Here is a 25013-nt window from a genome sequence, read left to right as displayed (position 1 = left end):
CAAGCCCAGGCCGCCCCATCCCTCTTCAGCCATGCGCCGAGCAAGTCGGTCACCCGTCCACACAAGGTCGGAGCTGCCGGATTTGAGCGCAAATGATCATAGTTAGGCTCATTTTCCGGCAAATCTTGGCAAAGGCTTCCGCTATTCGAAGGGCTCCGGGAAGCCTCACGCTTCACCAGGATTCATCCGAAAGGTCAGGATCTTGCAGTCCCTGCCGCGCGTTTCACTCGACTGCTGGGCGTGTACCACCAGCAGACGAAGAACCTACTGGGACGAACGCACACCGCGCCCAGGCGCGGCGCCTTGCCCGCGCCCGCGGCGGCTGAGCGGCAAGGCCGGGCTCGGTCTCTCAGGCCGGTCACCTACCACGCAACGACTCCGAGCCGATCAACCCCAGATGCCCGAGTTCAGCGGAGCGTAGTCAGCACGAAGTCGGCACGGGACAGGTGAAGACGGGTGATGACGTGGGCTTCTAGTCAGCACCGAACCAGCACAGGATTCAGCATCGCACCGTCAAATCACCCTGAACTACGCGTCCCGGACGGCACTCGTTTCGACCACCATCGAGCCCCTGAACCGCCTTTCCGCGAGCCGGCATGGGGGCCACAGGCATAGCCCACCCTCGAACTATGTCGCCCCGCCACATGTGCGCCTGACCTGCGGATTCCTACGGTATGGCCACACGAAACGTCCCCGCCAACCGCTTGGAAGTGGTGCCGATGTCCTCCCCCGCGACCGCTCCCCCACCCCCCGCCAGCCTCAAGCGCATCGTCGCCGCAAGCCTCATCGGGACCACCATCGAGTGGTACGACTTCTTCCTCTACGGGTCAGCAGCCGCTCTCGTCTTCAACAAGCTGTTCTTCCCCGAATCCGACCCGCTCGTCGGGACCCTCCTCTCCTTCCTCACCTACGCGGTCGGTTTCGCCGCCCGGCCGCTCGGTGCCCTGGTGTTCGGGCACTACGGCGACCGGCTCGGCCGCAAGAAGCTGCTGGTGCTGAGTCTGCTGCTGATGGGCGGTGCGACCTTCGCCATCGGGCTGTTGCCGACGCACGCCACTGTCGGCGCCGCCGCTCCCGTCCTGCTCACCACCCTGCGTCTGGTGCAGGGCTTCGCCCTCGGTGGTGAGTGGGGCGGGGCCGTACTGCTCGTGTCGGAGCATGGCGACGCCGGACGGCGCGGGTTCTGGGCCTCCTGGCCGCAGACCGGGGCCCCGGCAGGACAGTTGCTCGCCACCGGTGTGCTCTCCGCGCTCACCGCGCTGATGTCGGACTCGGCCTTCGGGGCATGGGGGTGGCGCATACCGTTCCTGCTCTCCGGTGTGCTGGTCGTCATCGGCCTGTGGATCCGTCTCTCCGTCGATGAATCGCCGGTGTTCAAGGCGGCGCTGGCGGAGGCGGAGAAGCGAAAGGCGGCCACCGCGACCACCGAGAAGATGCCGCTCGTCGCCGTGCTGCGGCACCACTGGCGGGACGTGCTGATCGCCATGGGGGCCAGGATGGCGGAGAACATCAGCTACTACGTCATCACCGCCTTCATCCTCGTCTACGCGACGACGGCCGCGGATCTGAGCAAGCAGACGGCACTGAACGCCGTACTCATCGCCTCCGCCGTCCACTTCGCGGTCATCCCGATGTGGGGCGCGCTCTCCGACCGGATCGGGCGCAAGCCCGTCTATCTGATCGGGGCGGTCGGCGTGGGGCTCTGGATGTTCCCGTTCTTCGCGCTGATCGACAGCCGCAGCTTCGGCAGTCTGCTGCTCGCCGTCACGGTCGGGCTGATCTTCCACGGGGCGATGTACGCGCCGCAGGCGGCCTTCTTCTCGGAGATGTTCGCGACCCGGATGCGGTACTCGGGGGCGTCGATCGGTGCGCAGTTCTCGTCGGTGGCGGCCGGTGCGCCGGCGCCGCTGATCGCCACCGCACTGCTCGCGGACTACGACAGTTCGACACCGATCGCGCTGTATGTCATCGCCGCCGCGCTCATCACGCTGCTGGCGGTCGGATGTGCCAAGGAGACCCGGCACCGGGATCTGACGGACATCGAGGGGGCTCCGGAGGCGGACGCACCCTCACCGCTGCCCGCCGACGCCCGTACCGTCTGAGCCAGGGCCGGCCGGGCGGGCCTGGGAATCGGACCCGTCCGGCCGTGGAGCCGGTCTACGGGATCACTGCGGGGCCGTGGGCGCGAACCAGGTCGGTTCGTCGGTGAGCGACTGCTTGATCCTGAAGAGTGAGCCCTCGCTCAACGGCGGCAGGGCGTCGACCGGAAACCAGTCCACCTCCAGCGACTCGTCGTCGTTGACGCACGCCTCGCCGCCGGTCGCCCGGCAGCGGAAGGTGACGTCCAGGAACTGGCACCGGTCCCCGTTCGCGTACTGCACCGGCTCCAGCGCCTCGGTGAGCACCACCCGCTCCGCCACACAGTGCACGGCGGTCTCTTCGTACACCTCACGCTCCGCCGTGGTCGCGGGCTGCTCCCCCGGTTCGCAGATGCCGCCGATCAGCGACCACTTGCCGGTGTCGGAACGTCTGCCGAGCAGGACCCGGCCCTCGTCGTCGAAGACCACGGCGGTGACGCCCGGCAGCAGGAGCAACTGTGTACCCGCGGTGACACGCAGTTCGCGGAGGAAGTCAGGAATGGCCATGTCCCCGACCCTACGCGGCCCGTGGCACGGCTCACCGACCCCGGCGGGCCCGCACCGACCGTACGGCCGCCCAGCCCAGCCCCGCCACGGCTACCAGCGCGAGCAGTCCTTCGGGGAGCGTGCCCAGCCGGGTGGCGGGGGTCAGCGAGGAGCGCAGCGGCACCTTGTCCACCAGGGCGTCCGCGGTGAACACCTTCGTCTTCTGGACGATCGTCCCGTCGGGGCGGATGATCGCGCTGACCCCGCTGGTGACGGGGACGACGACGGACCGGCTGTGTTCGACGGCCCGCACCTGGCTCATGGCCAGCTGCTGGTACGTCATCTCGCTCCGCCCGAAGGTGGCGTTGTTGCTGGGGACGGCGATCAGCTGACTGCCGTGTTCGACGGTGTCCCGTACCGCGTCGTCGAAGGCCGCCTCGTAACAGGTGACGAGCCCCACCTGGGTGCCGGCCAGATCGAAGACACCCACCTTCTTGCCCGGTCCGAAGTCACGCTGGACCCGGTCGACGTCGGAACTGAAGATGCGGATGAAGGAACGCATCGGCATGTACTCGCCGAACGGCTGGACGTGGCGCTTGTCGTACGTGGCGACGGGGCCGCTCGTCGGGTCCCACTGGATGAGCGTGTTCCGCAGCTTGCCGGTGTCCGGCTCGACCACCGCGCCGACGACCGTGGGGGCATTGATCGCCTTGACCGCTTCGTCGATGACGATCCGCGCGTCGGCGTTGCGGTAGGGGTCGAGGTCGGAGGAGTTCTCCGGCCACAGGACGAAGTCGGGCTGGGGCACCTTGCCGGCCTTGACCTCGCGGGCGAGTTGTTCGGTAAGGCGCGCGTGGTTGTCGAGGACGGCGCGGCGCTGGGAGTTGAAGTCGAGTCCGAGGCGCGGCACATTGCCCTGGACCGCGGCGACGGTCGCGGTGCCGTCCTCCGCCGAGTCGTCGACGAGCGGCCGCGCGGCCAGCGCCCCGGCGAGCGGGACGAGCACCGTGACGGCCGCGGCCGCGACCGCGGCGCGCGGCACTTCACCGGTCCGGCGCCAGATGCGGAACCGGCGTACCGCTTCCAGGAGGCCGAAGCCGCACAGCACCACGGCGAACGAGAGCAGCGGCGTGCCGCCGACGGCCGCGAGCGGCAGGAACACGCTGTCCGCCTGCCCGAATGCGATCTTGCCCCACGGGAAGCCGCCGAACGGCACCCTGGCCCGGACCCCTTCGTCCAGGGCCCAGACCGCGGCGGCCCACACCGGCCACCAGGCGAGCCGGGACACGGCGGCGATCCCGATGCAGCCCACCGCGATGAAGAGTGCTTCGGCGGTGGCGAGCGCCAGCCACGGCACCGGGCCGACCTCTTCGCCGGTCCAGTGCAGCAGCGGAAGCATGAAGCCCAGCCCGATGAGCAGGCCGAGACCGAATCCGGCGCGCAGACGGCGGCCGTGCAGACACCAGCCGAGGAGCGCGATGCCGGGCAGAACAAGCCACCACAGCGGCCGGGGCGGGAAGCTCAGATAGAGCAGCAGCCCCGAGAGTACGGCCGTGGCCGGTCGTACGAGCCGTGGCAGGAACCGTCTGCCCCGCGACGAAGTGGCGGCGGGCTGCGGGTCGTCAACTGGGGTGATCGTGGTGCTCACCCGGCGGAGTCTACGGTGATGGGGCGCCTGCGGGGCAGTACCGGTCGGCTGCCGGAACACTTCCAGCCGGAACGTTCCTGCGCTTTTCCCCCACAAACGTGCGCCACTGCCGTTAGCGTGTCCGCCAGTGCCCTGCCGACCGGCCGGATCCGGCCGTCGTGACGGGACGGTCACGGTTCGGGGGTCGGACGGATGACGGCACGTAGAGACCGGCACGGGGCGCGGGAACGCGGGAGCGGGTCCGACGCCGCCGGAGCCCTGATCCTCGCCGCCTGCGCGGTCTGGTCCTTGATCAGCGCGGCCGGACGGGAGACCCGGCCGGAGGGTGTGCTGCTGGCGCTGCTGGCCGTCGCCGCCGGGTTCGTCTGCGGCCGGATCTGCGGCACGCTGCTGCCGGTGGCCGCGGCGGCGGTCGCCGCCGTGGCGGCGCTGACCATGGCGCTCCTGGCCCACCACGGCTTGCCGGGCGCCACCGTCACGGCCGATGTCGCGCCCGGACACACCGGGGCGGCGGCCGCGCTGCTGGTACTGGCCGTCGGCGCCGCCTGCTGCGCGGCCGCGGCGGCGCGGCGGACGGCCCTGCGCACGGCGTTGCGACTGCTCGCGCTCGGCATCGCCTGCGCCGCGGTGCCACTGCGCTCCGCGGTCGGGCTCGTCGCCGCGCTCGGGGTGCTGCTGTGTTCGCTGGCCGCGGCCAGGACGCACCGCAGACTGCTCGGTCTCACCGCACTGGCCCTGACCGCCGTGCTCCTCGCAGGCGCATCGTGGGCCGTGGCCGAGGATGTGTTGCCCGACGGTCTGATGACCTCGGTGCAGGGGCAGCTCACCCGGAACCGCGTGCTGCTGTGGCACGACGCGGTGGATCTCGCCGAGGAGCACCCGCTGCTGGGCACCGGCCCCGACCGGTTCGCCGAGCTGAGCCCCACCGCCCAGCAGAGCCTGCAGTCGGACGGGAAGCCGCATTCGGCGCCGCTGCAGCAGGCCGCCGAGCAGGGCGTGGTGGGGGTCGTGCTGCTGGGGGCGGCATTCGGCTGGCTGCTGTACGTACTGGGGCGCTCGCCCCGCTCCACGGCGGTGGTCCTGACGGCAGGCGCCTCGCTCACCGCGCTGGCAGCGCTGGCGAGCGTAGGGAACGCGCTCAGTTTCACGCCGGTGACGGTGGGGGCGGGCCTGCTCGCGGGGCTGGCATCGGCCCGGCGCCCCATCGGGGACGGTACGCCGGCCATGTCCTACCCGGGGAGCGGCGATCGGGCGGATCGCGACGCGTACGAGCCGGACGGGACCACCGGCCGGGATCCGCGGGATCGCACCTCACGCTGAAGTGTCCGGAACCGCTGCCGCTCAGGCCCCGGCGGGAGCGCCGGCCGCCGACAGGTGGAGCCGGTCGCGGATGAACCGTACGCCCGCCTCCGCGTCGTCCACCGTCACCGTGAACGTCCTGCCGTCGCCGAGCCTGAGCACCAGCCCCTCCCCCCGGCGGACCACCACTGCGGTGCCCTGCTCCGGACGCCAGCGGTAGCCCCAGCCGCCCCACTGGCGCGGGGTGACCTGGGGGACGAAGTCCGCGCCGACCACATGGGTCAGCAGGATCCGGCGGCGCGGCAGGCCCATGTGGCCGCAGCGCACTTCGAGGGCGTCCCCGTCGACCCGTACGGCCACGTTCACGAAGGCGAGGGTGCCGAACAGCATGAGCAGCCCGCCCGCCACACAGCCGATCACCGCCATGAGCAGCGGGATGATGCCGGAGGTCCAGTCGGAGCTGACGGCAAGCTCGATGCCGAGTGCCAGACAGGCCGCACCGGCGGCGGCGAGCAGCCACTGGACCCTGTTGGTGGCCCGGCCGACCCACTCGGTGGGATGCGGGTCGACTCCGGGGTGGCTCTGTTTCCGGGGGTGGTCCCTCATGCCAGCAGCGTACTCAGAATCCGTACGGCCGCGACGGGTCCGACCGCCCCCGTCGGCTCAGCGGGCGGGGCTGACGGCCGCCAGCAGCCGCCCCTCGGCATAGGCCAGAGCGGCTTCGGGGAGCTCGCCGGCGCTGCCGCTGAGCAGCACGGTGAGCGAAGCTTCGGATTCGGCCGACGGGGCGGGTTCCGCCCCGATCCGGCGAAGCGCCTGGGCGGCCACGGCGCCCGCGGAGCCGTGCAGCACGACAGGCGGCAGACCGGGCCGCTGCACGGCGGTACGGATCCGCTCGGCGACGATCTCGTAGTGGGTGCAGCCGAGGACGACGGCCCGTACGTCCGGTGGAGTGAGCGCGGCGGCCGCGGCGACCGCTCGGTCGATGCCGGCTTCGTCGGCGTTCTGCACCGCGTCGGCGAGGCCGGGACAGGGGACCTCGGTGACCTCGACGGAGCGGGCGAATTCACCGATGAGTCCGCGCTGGTACGGGCTGCCCGTCGTGGCGGGCGTGGCCCAGATGGCGACGGGTCCGCCACCGGCCGCGGCCGGCTTGATCGCGGGGACCGTGCCGATGACCGGCAGTGCGGGCTCCAGCTCGGCGCGGAGCGCCGGCAGGGCGTGCACGGAGGCGGTGTTGCAGGCGACGATCAGTGCGTCGGGCCGATGGGCGGCGGCCGCACGGGCGACGGCGAGGGCGAGGGTGGTGACGTCCTGCGGCGTGCGCGGCCCCCACGGCATGGTGGCGGGGTCGGACGAGAGCACCAGGTCGGCGTCGGGCCTCAGCCGGCGTACCGCGGTGGCCGCCGCGAGCAGGCCGATTCCGGAGTCCATGAGCGCGATCTTCACCCGGTCACCATAGTCGACCGCTCTTGCGCTCCCGTCGGAGTGGGGCAGACTGCGGCGGATGAGCGCCGTTGCGTGGATCGCCGTGGGTTCGCTGGCCGCATGGGTGTGGCTGCTGCTGGGACAGGGCTTCTTCTGGCGTACCGGCCAGCGGCTGCCGCGGCGTACAGCCCCGGACCACTGGCCGTCGGTGGCGATCGTCGTGCCCGCACGTGACGAGGCGGACATGCTGCCGGTCAGTCTGCCTTCCCTGCTGGCACAGGACTATCCGGGAGCCGCGGAGATCTTCCTGGTCGACGACTGCAGCAAGGACGGCACCGGGGACCTCGCCCGGGAACTGTCCGTGCGGTACGGAGGGCTGCCGGTCACGGTGGTGTCGCCCGGGGAACCGGAGCCCGGCTGGACGGGCAAGCTCTGGGCCGTACGGCACGGCATGGCTCTGGCGCGGGCCCGGGAACCGGCGCCGGAATTCCTGCTGCTGACGGACGCGGACATCGCCCATGAGCCGGACAGCCTGCGGGAACTGGTCGCCGCCGCCTGCTCCGGCGGATTCGATCTGGTCTCGCAGATGGCCCGGCTGCGGGTCGCGAGCGTCTGGGAGCGCCTGGTCGTGCCGGCGTTCGTGTACTTCTTCGCGCAGCTCTATCCGTTCCGGTGGGTGAACCGGGCGAAGGCGCGGACGGCCGCGGCGGCGGGCGGCTGCGTGCTGCTGCGGACCCGGGCCGCGGAGCGGGCGCGGGTCCCGGAGTCGATCCGGCAGGCGGTGATCGACGACGTGTCGCTGGCCCGTGCCGTCCAGCGCAGCGGCGGGCGGATCTGGCTGGGGCTCGCGGAGCGGGTGGACAGTGTGCGGCCGTACCCCCGGCTGGCGGATCTGTGGCGGATGGTCTCGCGGAGCGCGTACGCGCAGTTGCGGCACAGTGCGGTCCTGCTCGCCGGTACGGTGCTGGGCCTCGCACTCGTCTATCTCGCGCCACCGGTCGCGCTCGTGGCGGGGCTGCTGGGCGGTGACCCGGTAGCGGCGTGGACGGGTGGTGCGGCGTGGGCGGTGATGGCCGGGACGTACATGCCGATGCTGGGCTACTACCGGCAGTCGCTGTGGCTCGCGCCGCTTCTGCCGTTCACCGCGGTGCTGTACCTGCTGATGACGGTCGATTCGGCGGTGCAGCACCTGCGCGGCCGGGGCGCGGCCTGGAAGGGGCGTACCTACGCCCGTCCCGAGGCCGCACCGGACCGATGAGCGCAGCAGGGATCCCTTCCCTGCCGGCATCGGGGCCCGACGGAGCGGGGGTCATTTCCGGCCTGGTGTCCAGTTCATCCCCCACCCGTATGCGTAGTCGACGGTGCGCTGCGGACTCACCCCGCGCTCGGGGACGAGATAGCGGGCTTCGCGCCGCACGGTGAGCTCTCCTCCCTCGTTGGTGATGAGGGCGAGCGCACAGACGGTGGAGGGGACGGTGCATTCGTCCAGCGAGAAGTCGATCGGTGCGCCGTGCTGCGGCTGCAGCGTGACGGTCGCGTGCAGATCGGCGAAACTCCGGGCGCCTTCATAGATGGTGACGAAGATCAGTACCCGGTGGAACTTGTCCTTGTGATCGAGGTTGACGGTCAGGTTCTCGCCGGTGGCGACGGCGCCGGTGCGGTCGTCGCCGTCGAGATGGATATACGGGGGCTGCGCCAGTGCGCCGAAGGCGTTTCCCAGGGCCTGCACAACGCCCTTCCTGCCGTCGGTCAGTTCGTAGAGTGCGCAGAGATCAAGGTCGAGATCCGCGTGGTTGGCGACGGCTCTGCCGAGTTTGCCGGTCCAGCCGGTGAACTGTTTACGCACCTCCCAGTTGAGATTGACGCGCATGGCTCCCGAAGTGCCGCCCTGTTTGGCGAGGGAGACGGACGGAGCGTCCTTGGTGAGTGTCACCTTGGAGAGCCTGACCGGCTGCGGGGACGGCGGTACGGGCGGCGCGGCCGGGGGCACCGGCGGGACCGGGGGTTGCGGCAGGGCGGCGGCCGGGGGGCGCGGAGGCTGCCAGGCGGGTGCCGCGGGCGGGGGTGGGGGCGGGGGCGGAAGATCGACCCGGGTCGGCTGCTGGGGCCGCTGGGGCCTGTCGACGGAAATACCGAAGTCCGTGGCGAGGCCTTCCAGTCCGGAACCGTATCCCTGCCCCACGGCGCGGAATTTCCAGGCGGCCTGCCGCCGGTACAGCTCTCCGAGAATGAACGCGGTCTCCACCGTCGCGTCGGCGCTGTCGAAGCGCGCCACCTCCGCACCATTCGACAGGTCCATGATCCGCACATACAGGCCGGTCACCTGCCCGAAGCTGCCTCCGTCCGCGGAGGCCGCCAGGACGATGCGCTCGATGCCCGGCTCCACGCGCGCCAGATCGACCGTGAGAGCATCGACGACACCGTCGGCGACGGTCCGCTTGCCCTCATGGCGCACCGCGCCGGAGCCGTGCACCGGCTGGTTGTAAAAGACGAAGTCCGCGTCGCTGCGCACCTTTCCCGACACGAGAAGGAGCGCGGACGCGTCGACGTCCGGTGCACCCGGAGCGGTACGCCACCCCAATTCGACCCGCACGGCCGACGCCGCCACGGGAACATTGGTTCCTTTCAGCATGGTCATGCTCTCCCCCATCACGCGTCCGGCTGCCCGAAGGCCTTTCCGTGCCAACCTAATCCGCACTCCGCCACGGGGCCCACACCCGCGACGCACCCCGTCCGCCGACCCGCCGGTAACCCCCCGTGAACTCGCCCTTTACACGATTCCAACGCGCTGAGGCGCCCTTTTTTCCCAAGTTCGCTCGCATTGAGGAACACGGATCACTCACATCCCGTAAACCAACCCTCTTATCGGACTCCCCAACCAGCACATCGTGGGCTTAACTTAGGTGTCATGACCTCCCCCCGCTCCACCTACGGCGGCGGCTACTACGCCGCACCGTCGTTCCCCGACACTCCGATCTACGACTCCCTGGTCGCGGAGCGGGGCACACCTCAGATCGCCCCGATCCGGGTTCCCGCCGCCTACGACACCGGCAGCAGTTACCTGCCGGCGCTGCCGTCGTCGCTGCCGGCGCTGCCCGCGGCGCCTTCCCAGCCCAACCCGTCGTACGGCTACCCGCAGCCGATGGCCGCGCAGCAGCAGGGTTACGCGCAGCCGGCGCATCTGCAGCACGCCCCCGCGCCGTACATCCCGCAGCAGCCCACCGGGATGCGGGGCGGCTACCAGTCGCCACAGCCCCAGCAGCAGCGCCCCGCTCCGGGCACCGGGTACGAGTCGATGCGGCCGGCATCGCCGCGGCCCGCCCCCGCGCCGTCCGGGTACGAGGATCCGTACAACCGCCCGTACCAGGGCCGGGGGTACTGAGCCGCCGCGACCGGCGCCGCACCACGGCGGGCCTGCCCGGGTCTGCTGGCAGGATGGACGCATGTGTTCTCCCGTACTGCGTGCTGTGCACATCCATCCGGTCAAGTCACTGGCCGCCTGTGATCCGGACGAAGCCGTGGTCGAGCCATGGGGACTCGACGGCGACCGCCGCTGGATGCTGGTGGACGACACGGGCAGGGCTGTCACACAACGTCAGCAGCCGCGCATGGCGCTGGTCTCCGCCATGCCGCTGCCCGGCGGTGGGATCGGCCTGTCTGCTCCGGGAAGCGCACCGCTGACCGTCGACGTGCCCGGCCCCGGCCGCACGGTCGCCGTCACACTGCACCGCTCCACGATCGAGGTGGTGGAGGCGGCGCCGGCCGCCCACGCCTGGTTCAGCGACCGGCTCGGCATGGAGGTCCGGCTCGTCCATCTCGACGCGCCGCAGACCCGCCGGCTCATCAATCCCGTGTACGCGCGGCCCGGCGAGACCGTCGGCTTCGCCGACGGCTACCCGCTGCTCCTGACGTCCAGCGCCTCACTGGACGCACTGAACTCGCTGATCGCGGAGGGTGACCACCCCGACGAGGGCCCGCTGCCGATGAACCGCTTCCGGCCGAATGTCGTCGTCGACCACCTGACGCCGTGGGCGGAGGACACCTGGGACCGGATCACCATCGGAGATGTCCCGTTCCGCGTGGTCAAACCCTGCGACCGGTGTGTCATCACCACCACCGACCAGGGGACCGCGGAGCGCGGCAAGGAGCCGCTGCGGACCCTCGCCCGTCATCGCCGCGTGGGCTCGGACCTGCTCTTCGGCCAGTATCTGATCCCGGACGCGACCGGTGTCGTCCGGATCGGGGACCCGGTGCGGGTCCTCGCCTGACTGCCGGGTCCGCCGGGAACTCACCGGGGCGGCGCACGCGTTGGAGAGGGTGAGGTAGCTCTCTCTTCGCCTCCTCGGCGCGCGTGCCGTGCCGTATCAGGTTATGACGGATGCGGAAGGGAGTGCAGGACTGTGCGAGCGGTATCGGGAGTCTGGCGGTGGCGGCACAATCCCCTGCGCCGCGCCACGGACCGGCGCGAGGCGTGGGTGACCCTGGTCGCGTTGCTGTTGATGGTGCTTGCGGCGCCGGCACTCGGATGGCTGTGCGGCTCGCTCACCGATGGCGTCCTGCAGGAGTCGGTGCGCAGCCAGCAGGAGCAGCGCCGTGCCACGACGGCGGTCGTGGTGCGCCGGTCCGCGGGTGCGGCGCGCCTGGTCGGCGATCCCGAGGTGTCATCGGAGCGCACGCCGCAGACATCGGTGGTGGCCCGCTGGAAGGCCCCGGACGGCACACCCCGCAGCGGCAGGGTGTCGACCCCGTCCCGCATCGTCGATCCCGGCTCCCGGGTACGGATCTGGACCGATCGGCAGGGCCGCCCGGCGCTGCGCCCCATGGACGCGCCGACGGCCCGCACCCACGCGGTACTGGCGGGCGTCGGGGTGGCCCTGCTGGGCGCCGCGCTGGTCGAGGGCGGGCGCCGTCTGATCGTATGGCGCATGGTGCACCGGCGGTACGAACGCCTCGACCGGGCGTGGGCCGAAGCCGGTCCGGACTGGGGCAGGACCGGCACCGGCAGCTGATGAGCTGGGATCCTGTCAACTCCCGCCCTCCGCGCGCGCTACGGTGGACCGGTCCGCGCACCTCTTCGGCGGACAGACCCGGAACGACCCCTGCCGCAACGCCGGTCGCCCGGGCTTCACACACACACGAGGTGGGGGCACAACAGCGCCATGGCACAGGGCACGGTCCAGGTGACGCACACCGGCACATCGCGATGGCGGCGCCGCACCGGCGAATACGCCTCCCTCACCGCAGCCCTGGAGGCCGCGGCGGACGGTGACGTCCTCACCGTCGCGCCGGGCACCTACCGGGAGAATCTCGTCCTGCACCGCGCGGTGACGCTGCGCGGCCCCGAGGGATCCGTCGGATCCGTGCGGATCGCGCCGGTCGACGGCGTACCCCTGACGGTCCGCGCCTCCGCCGTGGTGCAGGACCTGCACGTGGAGGGTCAGGACTCGGCGGCCCCCGCGCTGCTCATCGAGGAGGGCGCCCCGGAGCTGGCGGATCTGCGCATCGTCACCCGATCGGCAGCCGGGATCGAGGTCCGCGGCGCGGCCCGGCCCAGCGTGCGGCGCTGCACGGTCGACAACCCGGCCGGGGTCGGCATCGCCGTGCTCGACGGTGCGGGCGGGGTGTTCGAGGAGTGCGAGATCGTCTCGGCCGGACAGTCCGGGGTCTCGGTGCGTGATGGTGCCCATCCGCGGCTGGAGCGCTGCCGCATCCACCATTCCTCCGGTGCGGGGCTGAGCGTCACCGGTGAGGGCAGCGGGCTGGAGGCCGTCGGCTGCGAGGTGTACGAGATCAAGGGCAGCGGCATACAGGTCACCGCCCGTGGTGCCGCACACCTCACCGACTGCACGGTGCACCGGACTTCGGCCGACGGGGTCACGCTCGACACGGACGCGGTGCTGACGCTGGCCGACTGCGACATCCATGACATCCCGGAGAACGCGGTGGATCTGCGTTCCCGCTCGGTCCTCACGCTGACCCGGTCCACGGTGCGCCGCTTCGGCCGCAACGGGCTGTCGGTGTGGGACCCGGGCACTCGCGTCGACGCCAACCAGTGCGAGATCCACGACAGTACGGGCGACTACCCGGCGGTCTGGGTGAGCGACGGGGCGACCGTGATACTGGACTCCTGCCGGGTCCACGACGTACCGGACGCGATCTTCGTCCTCGACCGGGGTTCGCGCGCCGACGTCGTCGACAGCGACCTCACCCAGATCCGCAACACGGCGGTGTCGGTGAGCGACGGGGCGACGGCGCAGCTCGACGACTGCCGGATCCGGGAGGCGTCCACCGGCGCGTGGTTCCGCGACCACGGCAGCGGCGGCACACTGAACAACTGCACCATCGACGCGGCGCAGACCGGAGTCATCGTCACCAAGGGTGCCGACCCGACCATCGAGCGGTGCACCGTCACCTCGCCCGCCGAGGCCGGTTTCTATGTCTCCGCCGAGGGCCGCGGCACCTTCCACAGCTGCCGGGTGACCGGCAGCGACGGCTACGGCTTCCATGTGATGGACGGCTGTCGCACGACGCTGACCCGGTGCCGCACCGAGCGGTGCGCCCGCGGCGGCTACGAGATCCCCGACGGCAGTGGCTCGAACGACGGGACGGCGCCGGTGGTGGAGGACTGCACCAGCGACGAGAGCGGACTGCGCACCCCGACTCCCCCGCCGCCCGCGGTACTGACGGCGACCCAGTCGGACCCGGGACTGCTCGGTGCGGTCCCTGCCCAGCGCCCGGTCGAACCCGCCCCCGTCGACGCGCCCGCCGAACCGGTGCGTACGTCGGACGCCGTCCTCGGCGAACTGGACGCGCTGGTGGGTCTGGACAGCGTCAAGCGCGAGGTGCGGGCGCTCACCGACATGATCGAGGTGGGCCGCCGCCGGCTTGAGGCGGGGCTGAAGGCCGCCTCGGTCCGGCGCCATCTCGTCTTCACCGGCTCCCCCGGCACCGGCAAGACGACCGTGGCCCGGCTCTACGGCGAGATCCTGGCGTCGCTCGGGGTGCTGGAACGCGGTCACCTCGTCGAGGTGTCCCGGGTCGACCTGGTCGGCGAGCACATCGGTTCGACGGCCATCCGTACCCAGGAGGCGTTCGACCGGGCGCGCGGCGGGGTGCTGTTCGTCGACGAGGCGTACGCGCTGTCGCCCGAGGACTCCGGCCGCGACTTCGGCCGGGAGGCGATCGACACACTGGTGAAGCTGATGGAGGACCACCGGGACGCGGTGGTCGTCATCGTGGCCGGCTACACCCACGAGATGGAGCGGTTCCTCACCGTCAACCCCGGCGTGGCGTCCCGTTTCTCACGGACCATCACCTTCAGTGACTACGAGCCCGCCGAACTGCTGCGGATCGTCGGACAGCAGTCCGACGAGCACGAGTACAGCCTCGCCGAGGGAACCGGGGACGCGCTGCTCAAGTACTTCACCGAACTGCCCAAGGGGCCCGCGTTCGGTAACGGCCGCACCGCCCGTCAGACCTTCGAGTCGATGGTGGAACGGCATGCGGGCCGGGTCGCCCAGCTCTCCGAGCCGAGCACGGACGACCTGACCCTGCTCTACCCGGAGGACCTGCCCGAACTCCCCTGAGACTCCTCGGCCCCCGGGGTACCGGGGGGTGCCGGGGCGTCCCCGTCCGGCTGTCGCGGCAGCATCGGTCCGAGCCGGATCAGCAGCGCCGCCCGCTCCTCGGCGAAGACCGGGTCCGCCTGGTAGTCCGAATGACCGAGCACCGGTTCGGGCAGCGGATGTTCCGGCGTACGCCCGTAGACCAGCGGATCCCTCAGGGGCCCCCGGTCCACCTCGGGCCCGGACCCCCGGTCCAGCCGGACCCGGCCGCCGATCGGGTCGGTGGCCCGCCACAGGTTCCGCCAGCAGTGCACGGACCGGTGCAGTCCGTGCAGGGGTCCAGGACCGAAGTAGGCCGGGAACCAACGCCCGTACAGCCGCTCGATCGGTGAACCGTAGGTGAGCAGCGCGACCCGCCTCCGGGTCCTGGCGGGCAGCTGCCAGACCGCGGACGCCGCGAGGACACTGCCCTGCGAGTGGCCGGAGATGACCAGCCTGCCGTGGGTGCGGCCGGTCCAGCCGGACATCCTGGACGCGAGGTCGGGGACGGCACGCTCGGCGTAGCAGGGCGGCGCGAACGGGTGCGCGGCACGCGGCCAGAACGTACCGACGTCCCAGAGGATGCCGATGGTGCGCCGGGTGGCGGCGTCGCGGTAGGCGCGCCGCCCGCAGGCCACGAAGACGAGGAAGCCGAAGCCGATCATCCAGGAGCCGGTCGACTGGGCGGCCTCCGCGACCGACTCGATGAACGGGCCGGCACCGTCCATCGCCAGCCCGGGCACCTGCCCGCTCGCCCACGCCCCGGCGACCGCGCCCGCGCCGAGCAGCAGGGTGGCACCGGAGACCAGACCGAGGAGCCAGGGCGCGGAGTCGGTGAGTGCGGCCGTGGCCCGGGTCCTGGCGATCTGCCGGGTCCGGGCGGCGTCCGGCCACTCCTCCCCGTACTCCCTGTTCACCTCGGGTTCCATGGCACGGACGGCGAGCCAGGTGCGGACGCCGAGCACGACGGCGGGAATCAGCAGGATGACCAGGAGTACCGGGATGACCGAGGCCTGCCAGCTGAGCAGCACCGGCGGGCCGTCGATGAGGGAGGTACGCCCCATGCCGGGGGTACCGGGACCGTCCAGCCAGTCGGCGACGCGCTGGGCGACCCCGCCGGTCATGACTCCACCGAGGGCGCAGGCGAGCATCGCGACCGCCGGGCCGCCGAGCCCGTACATGACCGTACGGGGTTCAGGGGTACGGCGGTACAGGACCAGCGCGACCACGGCCAGAGCGACCACGAGCACGCCCTGGCCGACGGTGAGGACGCGGAAGGTGACGTCTCCGGGGAGTGTGCCCGCGGAGACCCAGCCGGGTCGGGACCAGGCCGCGTACACCGCGGTGAGGACGAGCAGGGCGAGGGAGGAGCCGGGCAGCCAGGTGATGAGCGCGCGGTCGATCCGGTTGTCGAGCCGTCGCTCGCTGCGGCCCCGGCGGCATACCACCCAGAGCACAACGGCCGCTCCCAGCACGAGCATTGCCTCTGTCAGCCTGCCCAGCGACGCGGGTGCGGGGCTGCCCGCGGCGCGATCGTGGCGGGCCACGGCGCCCGCGACGGAGGCCGCCACGGTGAGGAAGCCGGCGGCGGTGTGCGCGGCCCGAAGCCGGGCGACGAGCCGTCGGCCGTACCAGAAGCCGGGGCGGCCGAGGGCGGGCCGCCCGCCCGGTCCGGTGGTGGGATCCGCGCCGTCCTCGCAGGTGTCGTCGTCCGGTTCCGCACCGGTGTCGTCGTCCGGTTCCGCACCGGTGAGCGGGCGCTGCGACTCGTAGGCGGACCAGGTCCGGTTGGACAGATACCAGAGCAGCCCCACCAGCACGGTGGGCACCACGGCGGCGAGCGCGAGCCGGCGCCCCGGCTGCGACCACCAGCCGCCCTGCGCGCTCGACAGGAAGCCGAGCCAGGATCGCTGGTTCGAGCAGTCCGGTACGCCCGCGCACTGCCAGGCCGTCAGGTCCAGTGCGACTTCGCAGGCCGCCGCGGTCAGCAGCACGGTGAGGCTGAGGGCGACGAGCCGGACGAGTACGCCGTACAGCCGGACCGCGCGCGTGCGGCCGCTCGCCGTGGGCCGCATCCAGTGGGCCAGGTTCACCACCATGAACGGGAGGAGCAGCAGCCACAGCGCGCGTGAGCCGTTGCCGGAGGTGAGGTTGGACCAGCAGTAGGCCTCCTCGATGGGCCGGTCCCGGTACCGCTCCGGGTGCTGCTCGGCGTCGATGTCCCCGGTGCGCCGGAATATGGCGGCCGTGGCGTCTCCGGTCACCCGGGCGATGCGCGGATCCCGGAGCATCTCCTGCGGGGTGGCTCCCCCGACTCCGTGGACGAGCAGTTCCAGCGCTGCCCCGGTATTCTGCGGGGCCTCGGTGACAGGGGGCACGGGGTGACTCGCTCTCTCGCTCTCGCAGCGCTCCGGCCTGCGTGCTGATGCGCAGTCACCAGAATCCCGGAACCGGAGCGGTGCCGGAACCCTGATCACCGAATCTCCCCGGTGCGGCGCCGGGCGGGGCTGCGTGGCAGGATGAGCCGTCCGACAGACTGTCGCACCGGCAGACTGCTGTACGGACCAGAGGGAAGGACCGGACCCGGCGTTGGGCGAGAATCAGAATCTCCTCGCGGAGCAGCGGCGTGCACTGATCCTCGACGAGGTGCGCAGGCGTGGCGGGGTCAGGGTCAATGAGCTGACCCGCAAACTGAGCGTGTCCGACATGACCGTGCGCCGGGATCTGGACGCGCTGGCCCGGCAGGGTGTCATCGAGAAGGTGCACGGCGGTGCGGTGCCGGTCGTCGAGGCGAGTACGCACGAGCCCGGTTTCGAGGCCAAGTCGGCGCTGGAGCTGACCGCGAAGGAGGACATCGCGCGGGCCGCCGCGGCGATGGCCGTGCCCGGCAGCGCGATCGCGCTCTCCGGTGGCACGACGACCTATGCGCTGGCCCAGCATCTGCTGGACGTACCGGAGTTGACGGTGGTGACCAACTCGGTGCGGGTCGCCGATGTGTTCCACTCCGCGCAGCGGTCGTCGGGGCCGGGCGGACCGCGGCCGGGGGCCGCCACGGTGGTGCTCACCGGCGGGGTACGGACTCCGTCGGACTCGCTGGTCGGCCCGGTCGCCGATCAGGCGATCAGCTCGCTCCACTTCGACGTGCTGTTCCTCGGTGTGCACGGGATCTCGGTCGAGGCCGGGCTGTCGACGCCCAATCTGGCGGAGGCCGAGACCAACCGGCGCTTCGTGCAGGCGGCGCGGCGGGTGGTGGTCGTCGCCGACCACACCAAGTGGGGCACCGTGGGTCTGAGTTCGTTCGCGACGCTGCAACAGGTGAACACCTTCGTCACGGACTCGGGGCTGTCGCCCGGCATCCGTGAGGAGATCGAGGAGCATCTGCCGGGTCTGGTGGTGGCGGGCGGGACCGCGGACGACGGGCACCCCGAAAGCTGAGCCTCCCGGGCCCCGAGGAGGGCGACAGGTTCCGCTCAGCTCGCAGCGGGGCCCGTACGTCCTAGGATCGTGTCGTGGCCGTATTCCGGATCGAGCGATTCACCTCCCTTCCCGCCGCCGAGGCCTGGCGTCGCGTGACCGACTGGGAACGGCACGCCGCGCACGTCCCGCTCACCCGGATCTCCGTCCCGGCCGGGCAGCCCACCGGGACAGGCACCGTCTTCGTGGCCCGGACCGGGGTGGGCCCGCTGGGTTTCGACGATCCGATGGAAGTGGTGCGCTGGACGCCGCCCGAGGCCGGCCGGGCCGGGCTGTGCCGGCTGGAGAAGCGCGGTTCGGTGGTTCTCGGGCGGGCGTCGATCGATGTGTACCCGACGGAGTGCGGGTCCCATGTCGTGTGGGTCGAGGAGCTCCGGGTCCGGCTCCTGCCGCAGTGGGGCGACCCGCTGATCGCGGGCTCGGGACGCCGGCTGTTCGGCCGGGTGCTGGTCGGCCTGCTCGACGGGCCGGTGCTGCCGCACCGGTAGGGGCGCGGGGGCTGTCCTGCGGCCGATGTGACCGTCACACGATCGACTCGTTGGGCGGTACGACGGTTTCGTCCCACGGTCCAGAAGGCACCCATCCATGCCGATCCACCAATCCGAGCAGCGGTCAGCCGCCAGCGGCGAACGCCCCGGCGTCCAGCAGGCCGAGGCCGCGCTCGTAGAGCATTACCCACGACTCGTCCGGCTCGCCTACCTCGTGCTGCCGCCGTCGCTCGGCCGGCACCGGCGGGTCCTCGCCGCCCACGCGGTGGTGCAGCGGGCTCTGCCCGGTCCGCGCAGCGACGGCGCGGACTCGCCTGTTCCGCCGGACGGCCGGGTCCCCGCACAGACGCGTGGCGTCCCGTCGGCGAAGTTCCCCGCACCGGCCTACGCCTGGATGCGGCTGCGGGTGCTGCGCACCGCGCTGGCCTACGAACGGCGTCCGCGCTGGTGGCCCGCCCGGTTCCCGGCGCCGGCCGCGCTGCGCCCCTCGCTCCCGGCCGTCTGGGGGCTGCGGCTCTTCCCGCGCGCCGGTGGCACGGAGGAACTCGCCCTGGACCAGGCGCTGTCCACGCTCACCGGCGCGGCGCGGGCGGCGTTCGCGCTGCGGCTGCTGGAAGGGCTCAGCGACCCCGCCGCGAGTGAGCTGCTCACGCTGGCGGCGGCGGACGACGCGCCGGGCTCGGTTCGCGCGGCCGGGCGGCTGGCGTCGGCCGACCCGGCCGGGGCCGCTTCGCTGCTGCGCTCCGCCGAGTTCGACCCGTGCACGCTCCAGACCCGCCCCAGCGATCTGCTGCGGCGCAGACACCGGGTGCGCGCGGTGGCCGCGGCCGCCGCGCTGTGCGTGGTGGCGGGCGGGCTGCTCGCCCTGTCGGCGGAGGACGGCCCCGGTGGCCCGCAGGACGGTTCGGCCCGGGCCGTGTCCGCTCCGGCGACGGATCCGGCCGCGCTGTTGCGTACGGCTGCCGAGGAGTGGGCGGACACCTCGCGGGTCGACTTCACCGCGTGGCCGGCCCGCGGCGACCGTACCGCGGACCGGCGACTGCTGGGCCGGGCGCTGCGCGCATGGGCTCGCCCTCCGCGCTCCGTCCATGTCTCGGCCTCGCCGGGGACGCTCTCCGTGCCGCCGGTCCAGCCGCCGCGACTGCTGTTCGCGGGTGAGGTGGACGGCGCCGCCGTGGTGGTGTTCCACGACGGCGGCGTGCGCGTGGTCCGTTACGCGGAATCGCTGTCGGGCTCCGGGACGGCCGCGCTGGACTTCGCCCGGACCGATGACGCGGATGTGACGGCGGCGGCGGCCCTCGTCGTCAGCCGAAGAGGGGACCTGGCCCGGTTCCTGCTGGCTCCGTGGATCTCGTGGACCACCACCCGCGATCTGCTGGCGCCCGACACTCCGGCCCGGTCGCTGCGGGTGGGCCGGGACGGAGTCACCGCTCCGGTGCCGCGCCCTTCGCCGGACGGGAGTTGCGGATCCTGGCCGGTGCTGCAGTTGCGCTCCTCGGAACGCATCGCGGAGAAGCACGCGTTCCTCGTCACCGATCTGGGCGATCTCGCGCCGGTCCATCTCACTTACACGCCGCCGCCCGGCGAGGGCGCACCGCCGCGTCAGCCCCGCGAGGCGACCGGTGGTCCTGCACTGCTGAGCTGGGCACGGACGGCATGCTCGCTGCGGGCGCTGCGGGGCAGCGGCGTCCGGGCTGTCAACAACTGGCAGTTCGCCGGACAGCGCCTCCCGGAGGGCGGCGCGAACGCGGGCTGGGTCTGCACGCGGGCGGACACCTGGCAGGGGCCCGGCCGGGTTCTGGTGCAGTTCCTGGAGCCCGCCCGGTCCTCCGGTGCCCCCGGTGTCGTGGTGGCCGACCGGTCCGACACGGCGCTGTGCAGCCGGTTCGGGCAGCACGTCCTGGCCGGCACGCACTGGAGGGCACCGTCCGGCCGGTGGTACGTGCTGGCGGCGGGCAGCCGGGCGGTGAGCCGGATCGAGGCCACGGGCGCGGTGCGCGGGTCGGCGGACGGCACGACGCTGGCGGTACCGGCGCCGAAGGATGCCGAAGTGGGGCTGACGGCCCGGCTGCGTGAGGGCGGGACGCTGCCGGCGGTGCGCTGACGGACCGTACCCCGTGGAGCGCCGACGGGAGGGGCCGTTCGGAGTCCTGCGGCAGGTGGATGCCGGACGACGGTGGAAGACTCGGCCGGGTGACCGACTCCTCCGGCTCCACCGACGTCCCCTCCTCCGACGGTACGCAGCTGCGCTGCCTGGTGACCGGTGCGACCGGGTACATCGGCGGCAGGCTGGTGCCCGCGCTGCTCCAGGCCGGCCACCAGGTGCGCTGCCTGGTCCGCACGCCGCGGAAGCTGCGCGACTACCCGTGGGCGGAGCGGGTCGAGATCGAGCAGGGCGACGTCGTCGACGCGGCTTCGGTGCGGGCTGCCATGGAGGGTATGGACGTCGCGTACTACCTGGTGCATTCGCTGGGATCCGGGCGCGGGTTCGAGGAGACCGACCGCAGGGCGGCCCGGATCTTCGGCGAGCAGGCACGCGCGGCCGGCCTCCGTAGGATCGTCTATCTGGGCGGTCTCACGCCGGCCGGGGTTCCGGAGCGTGAGCTGTCACCGCACCTGCGCTCGCGGGCCGAGGTGGGACGGATCCTGCTGGACTCCGGGGTGCCGACGGCGGTGCTGCGCGCGGCGGTCGTCATCGGATCCGGCTCGGCGTCGTTCGAGATCCTGCGCCACCTCACCGAGCGGCTCCCGGTGATGATCACCCCGAGCTGGGTCCGCACCTCCATCCAGCCGGTGGCGGTACGGGACGTGGTGCGGTACCTCGTCGGCTGCGCCGTGCTGCCGGAGTCCGTGAACCGCACCTTCGACATCGGCGGCCCGGACGTGATGACGTACCGCGACATGATGCAGCGGTACGCGCGCATCGCCGGGCTGCCGCACCGGGTCATCCTGCCCGTCCCCGTCCTCACACCGGGGCTGTCCAGCCACTGGATCGGCCTGGTGACCCCGGTGCCCCGGTCCATCGCCCGTCCGCTTGCGGAGTCGCTGCGCCACGAAGTCGTCTGCCACGAGCAGGACATCACCCGTTACGTGCCCGATCCGCCGGGCGGGCCCATCGCCTTCGACCAGGCGATGCGGCTGGCGCTGCAGCGGATCCAGGAAGCCCGGGTGGACACCCGCTGGTCCTCCGCAGCGGTGCCCGGCGCACCCAGCGATCCGCTGCCGACCGACCCCGACTGGTCCGGCGGCAGCCTCTACCGGGACGAACGCGAGCTGACCGTGCCCGCGCCGCCGGACGCCCTGTGGCGGGTGATCGAGGGCATCGGCGGGGAGAACGGCTGGTACTCGTTCCCGCTCGCCTGGGCGGTACGGGGGTGGCTCGACCGGTTCGTCGGGGGCGTGGGGCTGCGGCGCGGGCGGCGGGATGCGCAACGGCTGCGGGTGGGCGACTCGCTGGACTTCTGGCGGGTGGAGGAGATCATCCCCGGCCGGCTGCTCAGGCTGCGTGCGGAGATGCGGCTGCCCGGCCCGGCCTGGCTGGAACTGTCGGTCGGTCACGACGACTGTGGGCGGACGGTCTACCGGCAGCGGGCCCTGTTCCATCCGCGCGGTCTGCTCGGCCACGCCTACTGGTGGAGCATCAGCCCGTTCCACTCGGCGGTCTTCGGCGGCATGGCACGTAACATCACCGCGGCGGCACGGGTGGTCCCGTCACGCACCGCCCCGTCCTGACAACGTCCAGGTGTGCCCTTCCGGCGAGGTGACGGCCGGAGCGCGTGCCCGTGGTCCGGGCGTGGAGCCGCCGCCCGGACGGACCGCCGCGGCCGTGTCCCCGCACATGTGCGGATCTCAGCAGGGCCAGTCGCCGGTGGCCAGGAAGCGCTCGATCGTCCTGGCGTAGGGGGTGATGTCCAGGCCCTGCGCGGCGAGCCAGCTGTCGGAGTAGTACTTGTCCAGATACCGGTCGCCCGGGTCGCAGAGCAGCGTGACGATGCTGCCCGTGCTGCCCTCCCCCATCATCTCGGCGACGAGCTTGAACGCGCTCCACAGCCCGGTACCGGTGGAGCCGCCCGCCTTGCGGCCGATGGCCGTCTCCAGCGCGCGTACGGCGGCCACACTGGCCGCGTCCGGCACCTTCATCATCCGGTCGATGGCGCCGGGCACGAAGCTCGGTTCCATCCTGGGCCGCCCGATCCCCTCGATGCGCGAGCCGCGGTCGCTGAACGCCCGGGCGTCATGGTGGGTCCAGCCGTCGAAGAAACAGGAGTTCTCCGGGTCGGGCACACAGATCCGGGTGTCGTACTGCATGTAGTGCACGTACCGGGCGACGGTCGCCGACGTGCCGCCCGTTCCGGCGGTGGCGACGATCCAGGTGGGCTCGGGAAACCGTTCCAGGCGCAGCTGCTGGTAGATCGATTCGGCGATGTTGTTGTTGCCGCGCCAGTCGGTGGCCCGCTCGGCGTAGGTGAACTGGTCCATGTAGTGACCGCCGGTGTCGGCGGCGAGCGTGGCGGACTCCTCGTACAGTCTTCGGGCGTCGTCGACGAAGTGGCACTGACCGCCGTGGAATTCGATCAGCCGGCACTTCTCGGGACTGGTGGTGCGCGGCATGACGGCGATGAAGGGCACGCCGATCAGCTTCGCGAAGTACGCCTCCGAGACGGCCGTCGAGCCGCTGGACGCCTCGATCACCGGCTTGCCCGGCCGGATCCAGCCGTTGCAGAGCCCGTAGAGGAAGAGCGAACGGGCCAGCCGGTGCTTGAGGCTGCCCGTGGGGTGGGTCGACTCGTCCTTGAGATACAGGTCGATCCCCCACCGCTCGGGCAGCGGGAAGCGCAGCAGATGCGTGTCCGCCGAACGGTTGGCGTCGGCCTGGACCTTGCGCACGGCCTCCTTCAGCCAGCTCCGGTAATCCCGATCGGTGCGGTCGATGTCGACGGTCGCCGTGACGCCGCTCTCGGGCCTGTGCTCACTGGTGCTCATCGGCACGCTCCCTGCTCCTTGTCACCGGGTCCCCGGGCACCGGCTCCCGGACTCCGCACCCCCACGATATGCCCCCCACCTGCACAAACGATGACTTTGACAGCCCATAGCCCTGCCTTTGGCACTGCCGTGCGGCACGGCCGCCGCCCGCCGTGCGGCGCATTCCCGTCGCACCGCTGCGACGCACTCTGGCGCGCCCGCCCGGCTGCGGGCAGACTGACCGCCAGAAGTGTGACGAAGGGGGCGAACCAGCCATGCCGGAAATCGAGTTCAGGGCGACGGGGGTGCGGATCGAGCGGTGGGCCCGCTCGCTCACCAGGGCGGGGCAGGTGATCGTCAAGGACGGCCGGGTGGCGCTTCTGACCAGCTACGGCCGGGAGATCGACAGCGCTCCGGCACGGGCGGTGCACGCGAGCAGGCCGTGGTTCGCCGGGGTGGACTCGATGGTGGCGCGCGTCAACGGGACGCGGTACCGGCTGACGATGGGCCGCCACGATCACGGGCCCGACCGGGCGAGCCCGTCGCATCTCCTCCTGGAGGCACTGCGCAGCGCGGGGGCCCGTCTGGGCTGACGGAACGGGCCGGCCGGACGGTCTCACGGAGCGACACCGAGGGGGCACCGCGAGTTGCGGAGCCGTACCCCCTGAGCGACATTGGAACCGCGTCACTCATGGTTTACCGGCGGTGACACTGTGATCCAGCCCGCCGGACCAGGATCGGCAGCCGATCATCCGCCGGCTCCGTTCCGCCGTCTTCTTCCGGACCTATTTCGGGGAGTCGCAACCGTGATCAGCGAGCCAAGCAGGCACTGCACGGTGGAGCTCCAGGCGCTGCCGTCGCGGATCAATCAGGTCCGCAGAATCGTCTCGGCGCAATTGCGCTACTGGCATCTCGATCCTCTGATCGACCAGGCAGCACTGGGCGTCACCGAACTGCTGACCAACGTCCACCGGCACGCCCAGCCGGACAAGACGTGCACCGTCGAGATCGAGCTGCTGCTCGAGCGACTGACGGTCTCCGTCCACGACCACGACCCGCGGATGCCGACCGTGCGCGAGGCCGATGCCTCCAGCACGTCGGGGCGCGGACTGGCCATGATCGCCGCGGTGAGCGAGAGCTGGGGGGTCCGGCCCCGGGGCCGGTCCGGGAAGGTCGTCTGGTTCACGCTCACGGCGCCCTCCCTGACCGCCGCGCTTCCGCCGCACTCGGTGTACGGGGCGACGACCGACGGCCCGTTCGGCTCCGTCACCACCACGTCACCCCTGGAAGGGGTGGCGCACTCCGACGCCCGGTCCGCCACGGTGGGTTAGTCCCTGTCCTGGCCGGGCACGGCGGGGTGGGGGGGGGGGGCGGTCCCCCCCCCCCCCCCCCCCCCCGCGGGGGGGGGGGCCCCCCCCCCACACACCCCCAGTGCACGGGAGAATAAAAAAAAAAAACGAGACACCCAAGAACGGGGGTGATTAAA

At 72.0% G+C, this 25013-nt stretch carries 20 protein-coding genes; 13 read left to right on the top strand and 7 right to left on the bottom strand.

Annotation, left to right across the window (positions count from 1 at the left end; genetic code table 11):
• The first annotated feature begins 719 nt into the window (after positions 1-719).
• On the top strand, positions 720-2102 hold the full coding sequence (locus tag ACFVXE_RS32020) for an MFS transporter (RefSeq protein WP_389676506.1): 1383 nt from the start codon (positions 720-722) through the stop codon (positions 2100-2102).
• A gap of 63 nt (positions 2103-2165) precedes the next feature.
• On the opposite strand, the gene ACFVXE_RS32015 is transcribed toward ACFVXE_RS32020, so the two are convergent.
• Together ACFVXE_RS32015 and lnt are read right to left on the bottom strand one after the other, a co-directional pair.
• A complete protein-coding gene (locus ACFVXE_RS32015) occupies positions 2166-2645 on the bottom strand; it encodes an NUDIX domain-containing protein (RefSeq protein WP_389676483.1) in 480 nt (159 codons plus the stop codon).
• A gap of 31 nt (positions 2646-2676) precedes the next feature.
• A complete protein-coding gene (lnt, locus tag ACFVXE_RS32010; protein ID WP_389676481.1) occupies positions 2677-4272 on the bottom strand; it encodes an apolipoprotein N-acyltransferase in 1596 nt (531 codons plus the stop codon).
• Positions 4273-4464: 192 nt separating this feature from the next.
• On the opposite strand from lnt, the gene ACFVXE_RS32005 reads away from it, so the two are divergent.
• Entirely contained in the window at positions 4465-5592 is a 1128-nt protein-coding gene (locus tag ACFVXE_RS32005; RefSeq protein WP_389676479.1) for an O-antigen ligase family protein, read from the top strand.
• A 21-nt stretch (positions 5593-5613) separates the two neighbouring features.
• Here ACFVXE_RS32005 and ACFVXE_RS32000 read toward each other — a convergent pair whose 3' ends face one another.
• Together ACFVXE_RS32000 and ACFVXE_RS31995 are read right to left on the bottom strand one after the other, a co-directional pair.
• Positions 5614-6177: a hypothetical protein gene (locus tag ACFVXE_RS32000; protein WP_389676478.1), complete on the bottom strand. Its 564-nt coding sequence runs from the start codon at positions 6175-6177 to the stop codon at positions 5614-5616.
• 57 nt (positions 6178-6234) lie between these two features.
• A complete protein-coding gene (locus tag ACFVXE_RS31995; protein WP_389676476.1) occupies positions 6235-7020 on the bottom strand; it encodes a glutamate racemase in 786 nt (261 codons plus the stop codon).
• A gap of 58 nt (positions 7021-7078) precedes the next feature.
• On the opposite strand from ACFVXE_RS31995, the gene ACFVXE_RS31990 reads away from it, so the two are divergent.
• Positions 7079-8257 (top strand): glycosyltransferase, encoded by a 1179-nt coding sequence (locus ACFVXE_RS31990; RefSeq protein WP_389676475.1) that lies wholly within the window; start codon positions 7079-7081, stop codon positions 8255-8257.
• A 51-nt stretch (positions 8258-8308) separates the two neighbouring features.
• Here the strand turns inward: ACFVXE_RS31990 and ACFVXE_RS31985 are convergent, their stop codons facing one another.
• On the bottom strand, positions 8309-9649 hold the full coding sequence (locus tag ACFVXE_RS31985; protein ID WP_389676473.1) for a TerD family protein: 1341 nt from the start codon (positions 9647-9649) through the stop codon (positions 8309-8311).
• A 258-nt stretch (positions 9650-9907) separates the two neighbouring features.
• On the opposite strand from ACFVXE_RS31985, the gene ACFVXE_RS31980 reads away from it, so the two are divergent.
• The 4 genes from ACFVXE_RS31980 to ACFVXE_RS31965 all read left to right on the top strand — a co-directional run bounded on the left by ACFVXE_RS31980 (position 9908) and on the right by ACFVXE_RS31965 (position 14585).
• Complete coding sequence (locus tag ACFVXE_RS31980; RefSeq protein WP_389676472.1) at positions 9908-10381, top strand: DUF6643 family protein; 474 nt, start codon at positions 9908-9910, stop codon at positions 10379-10381.
• Between the two features lie 61 nt (positions 10382-10442).
• Entirely contained in the window at positions 10443-11267 is an 825-nt protein-coding gene (locus tag ACFVXE_RS31975) for an MOSC domain-containing protein (protein WP_389676470.1), read from the top strand.
• A 132-nt stretch (positions 11268-11399) separates the two neighbouring features.
• Positions 11400-12008: a hypothetical protein gene (locus ACFVXE_RS31970; RefSeq protein ID WP_389676469.1), complete on the top strand. Its 609-nt coding sequence runs from the start codon at positions 11400-11402 to the stop codon at positions 12006-12008.
• A 150-nt stretch (positions 12009-12158) separates the two neighbouring features.
• Entirely contained in the window at positions 12159-14585 is a 2427-nt protein-coding gene (locus ACFVXE_RS31965) for a right-handed parallel beta-helix repeat-containing protein (RefSeq protein ID WP_389676467.1), read from the top strand.
• Here ACFVXE_RS31965 and ACFVXE_RS31960 read toward each other — a convergent pair.
• On the bottom strand, positions 14555-16981 hold the full coding sequence (locus ACFVXE_RS31960) for a hypothetical protein (RefSeq protein WP_389676465.1): 2427 nt from the start codon (positions 16979-16981) through the stop codon (positions 14555-14557). The two genes, ACFVXE_RS31965 and ACFVXE_RS31960, sit on opposite strands and share 31 nt — an antisense overlap.
• Before the next feature lie 211 nt (positions 16982-17192).
• On the opposite strand from ACFVXE_RS31960, the gene ACFVXE_RS31955 reads away from it, so the two are divergent.
• The 4 genes from ACFVXE_RS31955 (at position 17193) to ACFVXE_RS31940 (ending at position 22297) form a co-directional block, all read left to right on the top strand.
• Positions 17193-18038 (top strand): DeoR/GlpR family DNA-binding transcription regulator, encoded by an 846-nt coding sequence (locus ACFVXE_RS31955; RefSeq protein ID WP_389676463.1) that lies wholly within the window; start codon positions 17193-17195, stop codon positions 18036-18038.
• A gap of 74 nt (positions 18039-18112) precedes the next feature.
• Entirely contained in the window at positions 18113-18565 is a 453-nt protein-coding gene (locus ACFVXE_RS31950) for an SRPBCC family protein (protein WP_389676462.1), read from the top strand.
• A 97-nt stretch (positions 18566-18662) separates the two neighbouring features.
• Positions 18663-20669 (top strand): hypothetical protein, encoded by a 2007-nt coding sequence (locus ACFVXE_RS31945; RefSeq protein ID WP_389676460.1) that lies wholly within the window; start codon positions 18663-18665, stop codon positions 20667-20669.
• A gap of 59 nt (positions 20670-20728) precedes the next feature.
• On the top strand, positions 20729-22297 hold the full coding sequence (locus tag ACFVXE_RS31940) for an SDR family oxidoreductase (protein ID WP_389676458.1): 1569 nt from the start codon (positions 20729-20731) through the stop codon (positions 22295-22297).
• Between the two features lie 117 nt (positions 22298-22414).
• On the opposite strand, the gene ACFVXE_RS31935 is transcribed toward ACFVXE_RS31940, so the two are convergent.
• Positions 22415-23548: a PLP-dependent cysteine synthase family protein gene (locus tag ACFVXE_RS31935; protein WP_389676456.1), complete on the bottom strand. Its 1134-nt coding sequence runs from the start codon at positions 23546-23548 to the stop codon at positions 22415-22417.
• A gap of 254 nt (positions 23549-23802) precedes the next feature.
• Here ACFVXE_RS31935 and ACFVXE_RS31930 point away from each other — a divergent pair, with 254 nt between their 5' ends.
• Together ACFVXE_RS31930 and ACFVXE_RS31925 are read left to right on the top strand one after the other, a co-directional pair.
• Positions 23803-24120, top strand: coding sequence for a hypothetical protein (locus tag ACFVXE_RS31930; RefSeq protein ID WP_389676454.1), 318 nt, complete (start codon positions 23803-23805; stop codon positions 24118-24120).
• A gap of 213 nt (positions 24121-24333) precedes the next feature.
• A complete protein-coding gene (locus ACFVXE_RS31925; RefSeq protein ID WP_389676452.1) occupies positions 24334-24858 on the top strand; it encodes an ATP-binding protein in 525 nt (174 codons plus the stop codon).
• Positions 24859-25013: the final 155 nt, after the last annotated feature.

Origin of the sequence: Streptomyces sp. NPDC058231, assembly GCF_042882275.1 — a bacterium.
Taxonomy (GTDB): domain Bacteria; phylum Actinomycetota; class Actinomycetes; order Streptomycetales; family Streptomycetaceae; genus Streptomyces.
The sequence above is the reverse complement of the archived record's forward strand: the minus strand, read 5'-3'. Positions and strand labels throughout refer to the sequence as shown.

Excerpts from the sequence above, each read along its gene's own strand:
- ACFVXE_RS32020 (WP_389676506.1), top strand. The coding sequence starts at position 720 with ATGTCCTCCCCCGCGACCGCTCCCCCACCCCCCGCCAGCCTCAAGCGC.
- ACFVXE_RS32015 (WP_389676483.1), bottom strand. The coding sequence starts at position 2,645 with ATGGCCATTCCTGACTTCCTCCGCGAACTGCGTGTCACCGCGGGTACA.
- ACFVXE_RS32005 (WP_389676479.1), top strand. The coding sequence starts at position 4,465 with ATGACGGCACGTAGAGACCGGCACGGGGCGCGGGAACGCGGGAGCGGG.
- ACFVXE_RS32000 (WP_389676478.1), bottom strand. The coding sequence starts at position 6,177 with ATGAGGGACCACCCCCGGAAACAGAGCCACCCCGGAGTCGACCCGCAT.
- ACFVXE_RS31990 (WP_389676475.1), top strand. The coding sequence starts at position 7,079 with ATGAGCGCCGTTGCGTGGATCGCCGTGGGTTCGCTGGCCGCATGGGTG.
- ACFVXE_RS31985 (WP_389676473.1), bottom strand. The coding sequence starts at position 9,649 with ATGGGGGAGAGCATGACCATGCTGAAAGGAACCAATGTTCCCGTGGCG.
- ACFVXE_RS31980 (WP_389676472.1), top strand. The coding sequence starts at position 9,908 with ATGACCTCCCCCCGCTCCACCTACGGCGGCGGCTACTACGCCGCACCG.
- ACFVXE_RS31975 (WP_389676470.1), top strand. The coding sequence starts at position 10,443 with ATGTGTTCTCCCGTACTGCGTGCTGTGCACATCCATCCGGTCAAGTCA.
- ACFVXE_RS31965 (WP_389676467.1), top strand. The coding sequence starts at position 12,159 with ATGGCACAGGGCACGGTCCAGGTGACGCACACCGGCACATCGCGATGG.
- ACFVXE_RS31945 (WP_389676460.1), top strand. The coding sequence starts at position 18,663 with ATGCCGATCCACCAATCCGAGCAGCGGTCAGCCGCCAGCGGCGAACGC.
- ACFVXE_RS31940 (WP_389676458.1), top strand. The coding sequence starts at position 20,729 with ATGCCGGACGACGGTGGAAGACTCGGCCGGGTGACCGACTCCTCCGGC.
- ACFVXE_RS31935 (WP_389676456.1), bottom strand. The coding sequence starts at position 23,548 with ATGAGCACCAGTGAGCACAGGCCCGAGAGCGGCGTCACGGCGACCGTC.
- ACFVXE_RS31930 (WP_389676454.1), top strand. The coding sequence starts at position 23,803 with ATGCCGGAAATCGAGTTCAGGGCGACGGGGGTGCGGATCGAGCGGTGG.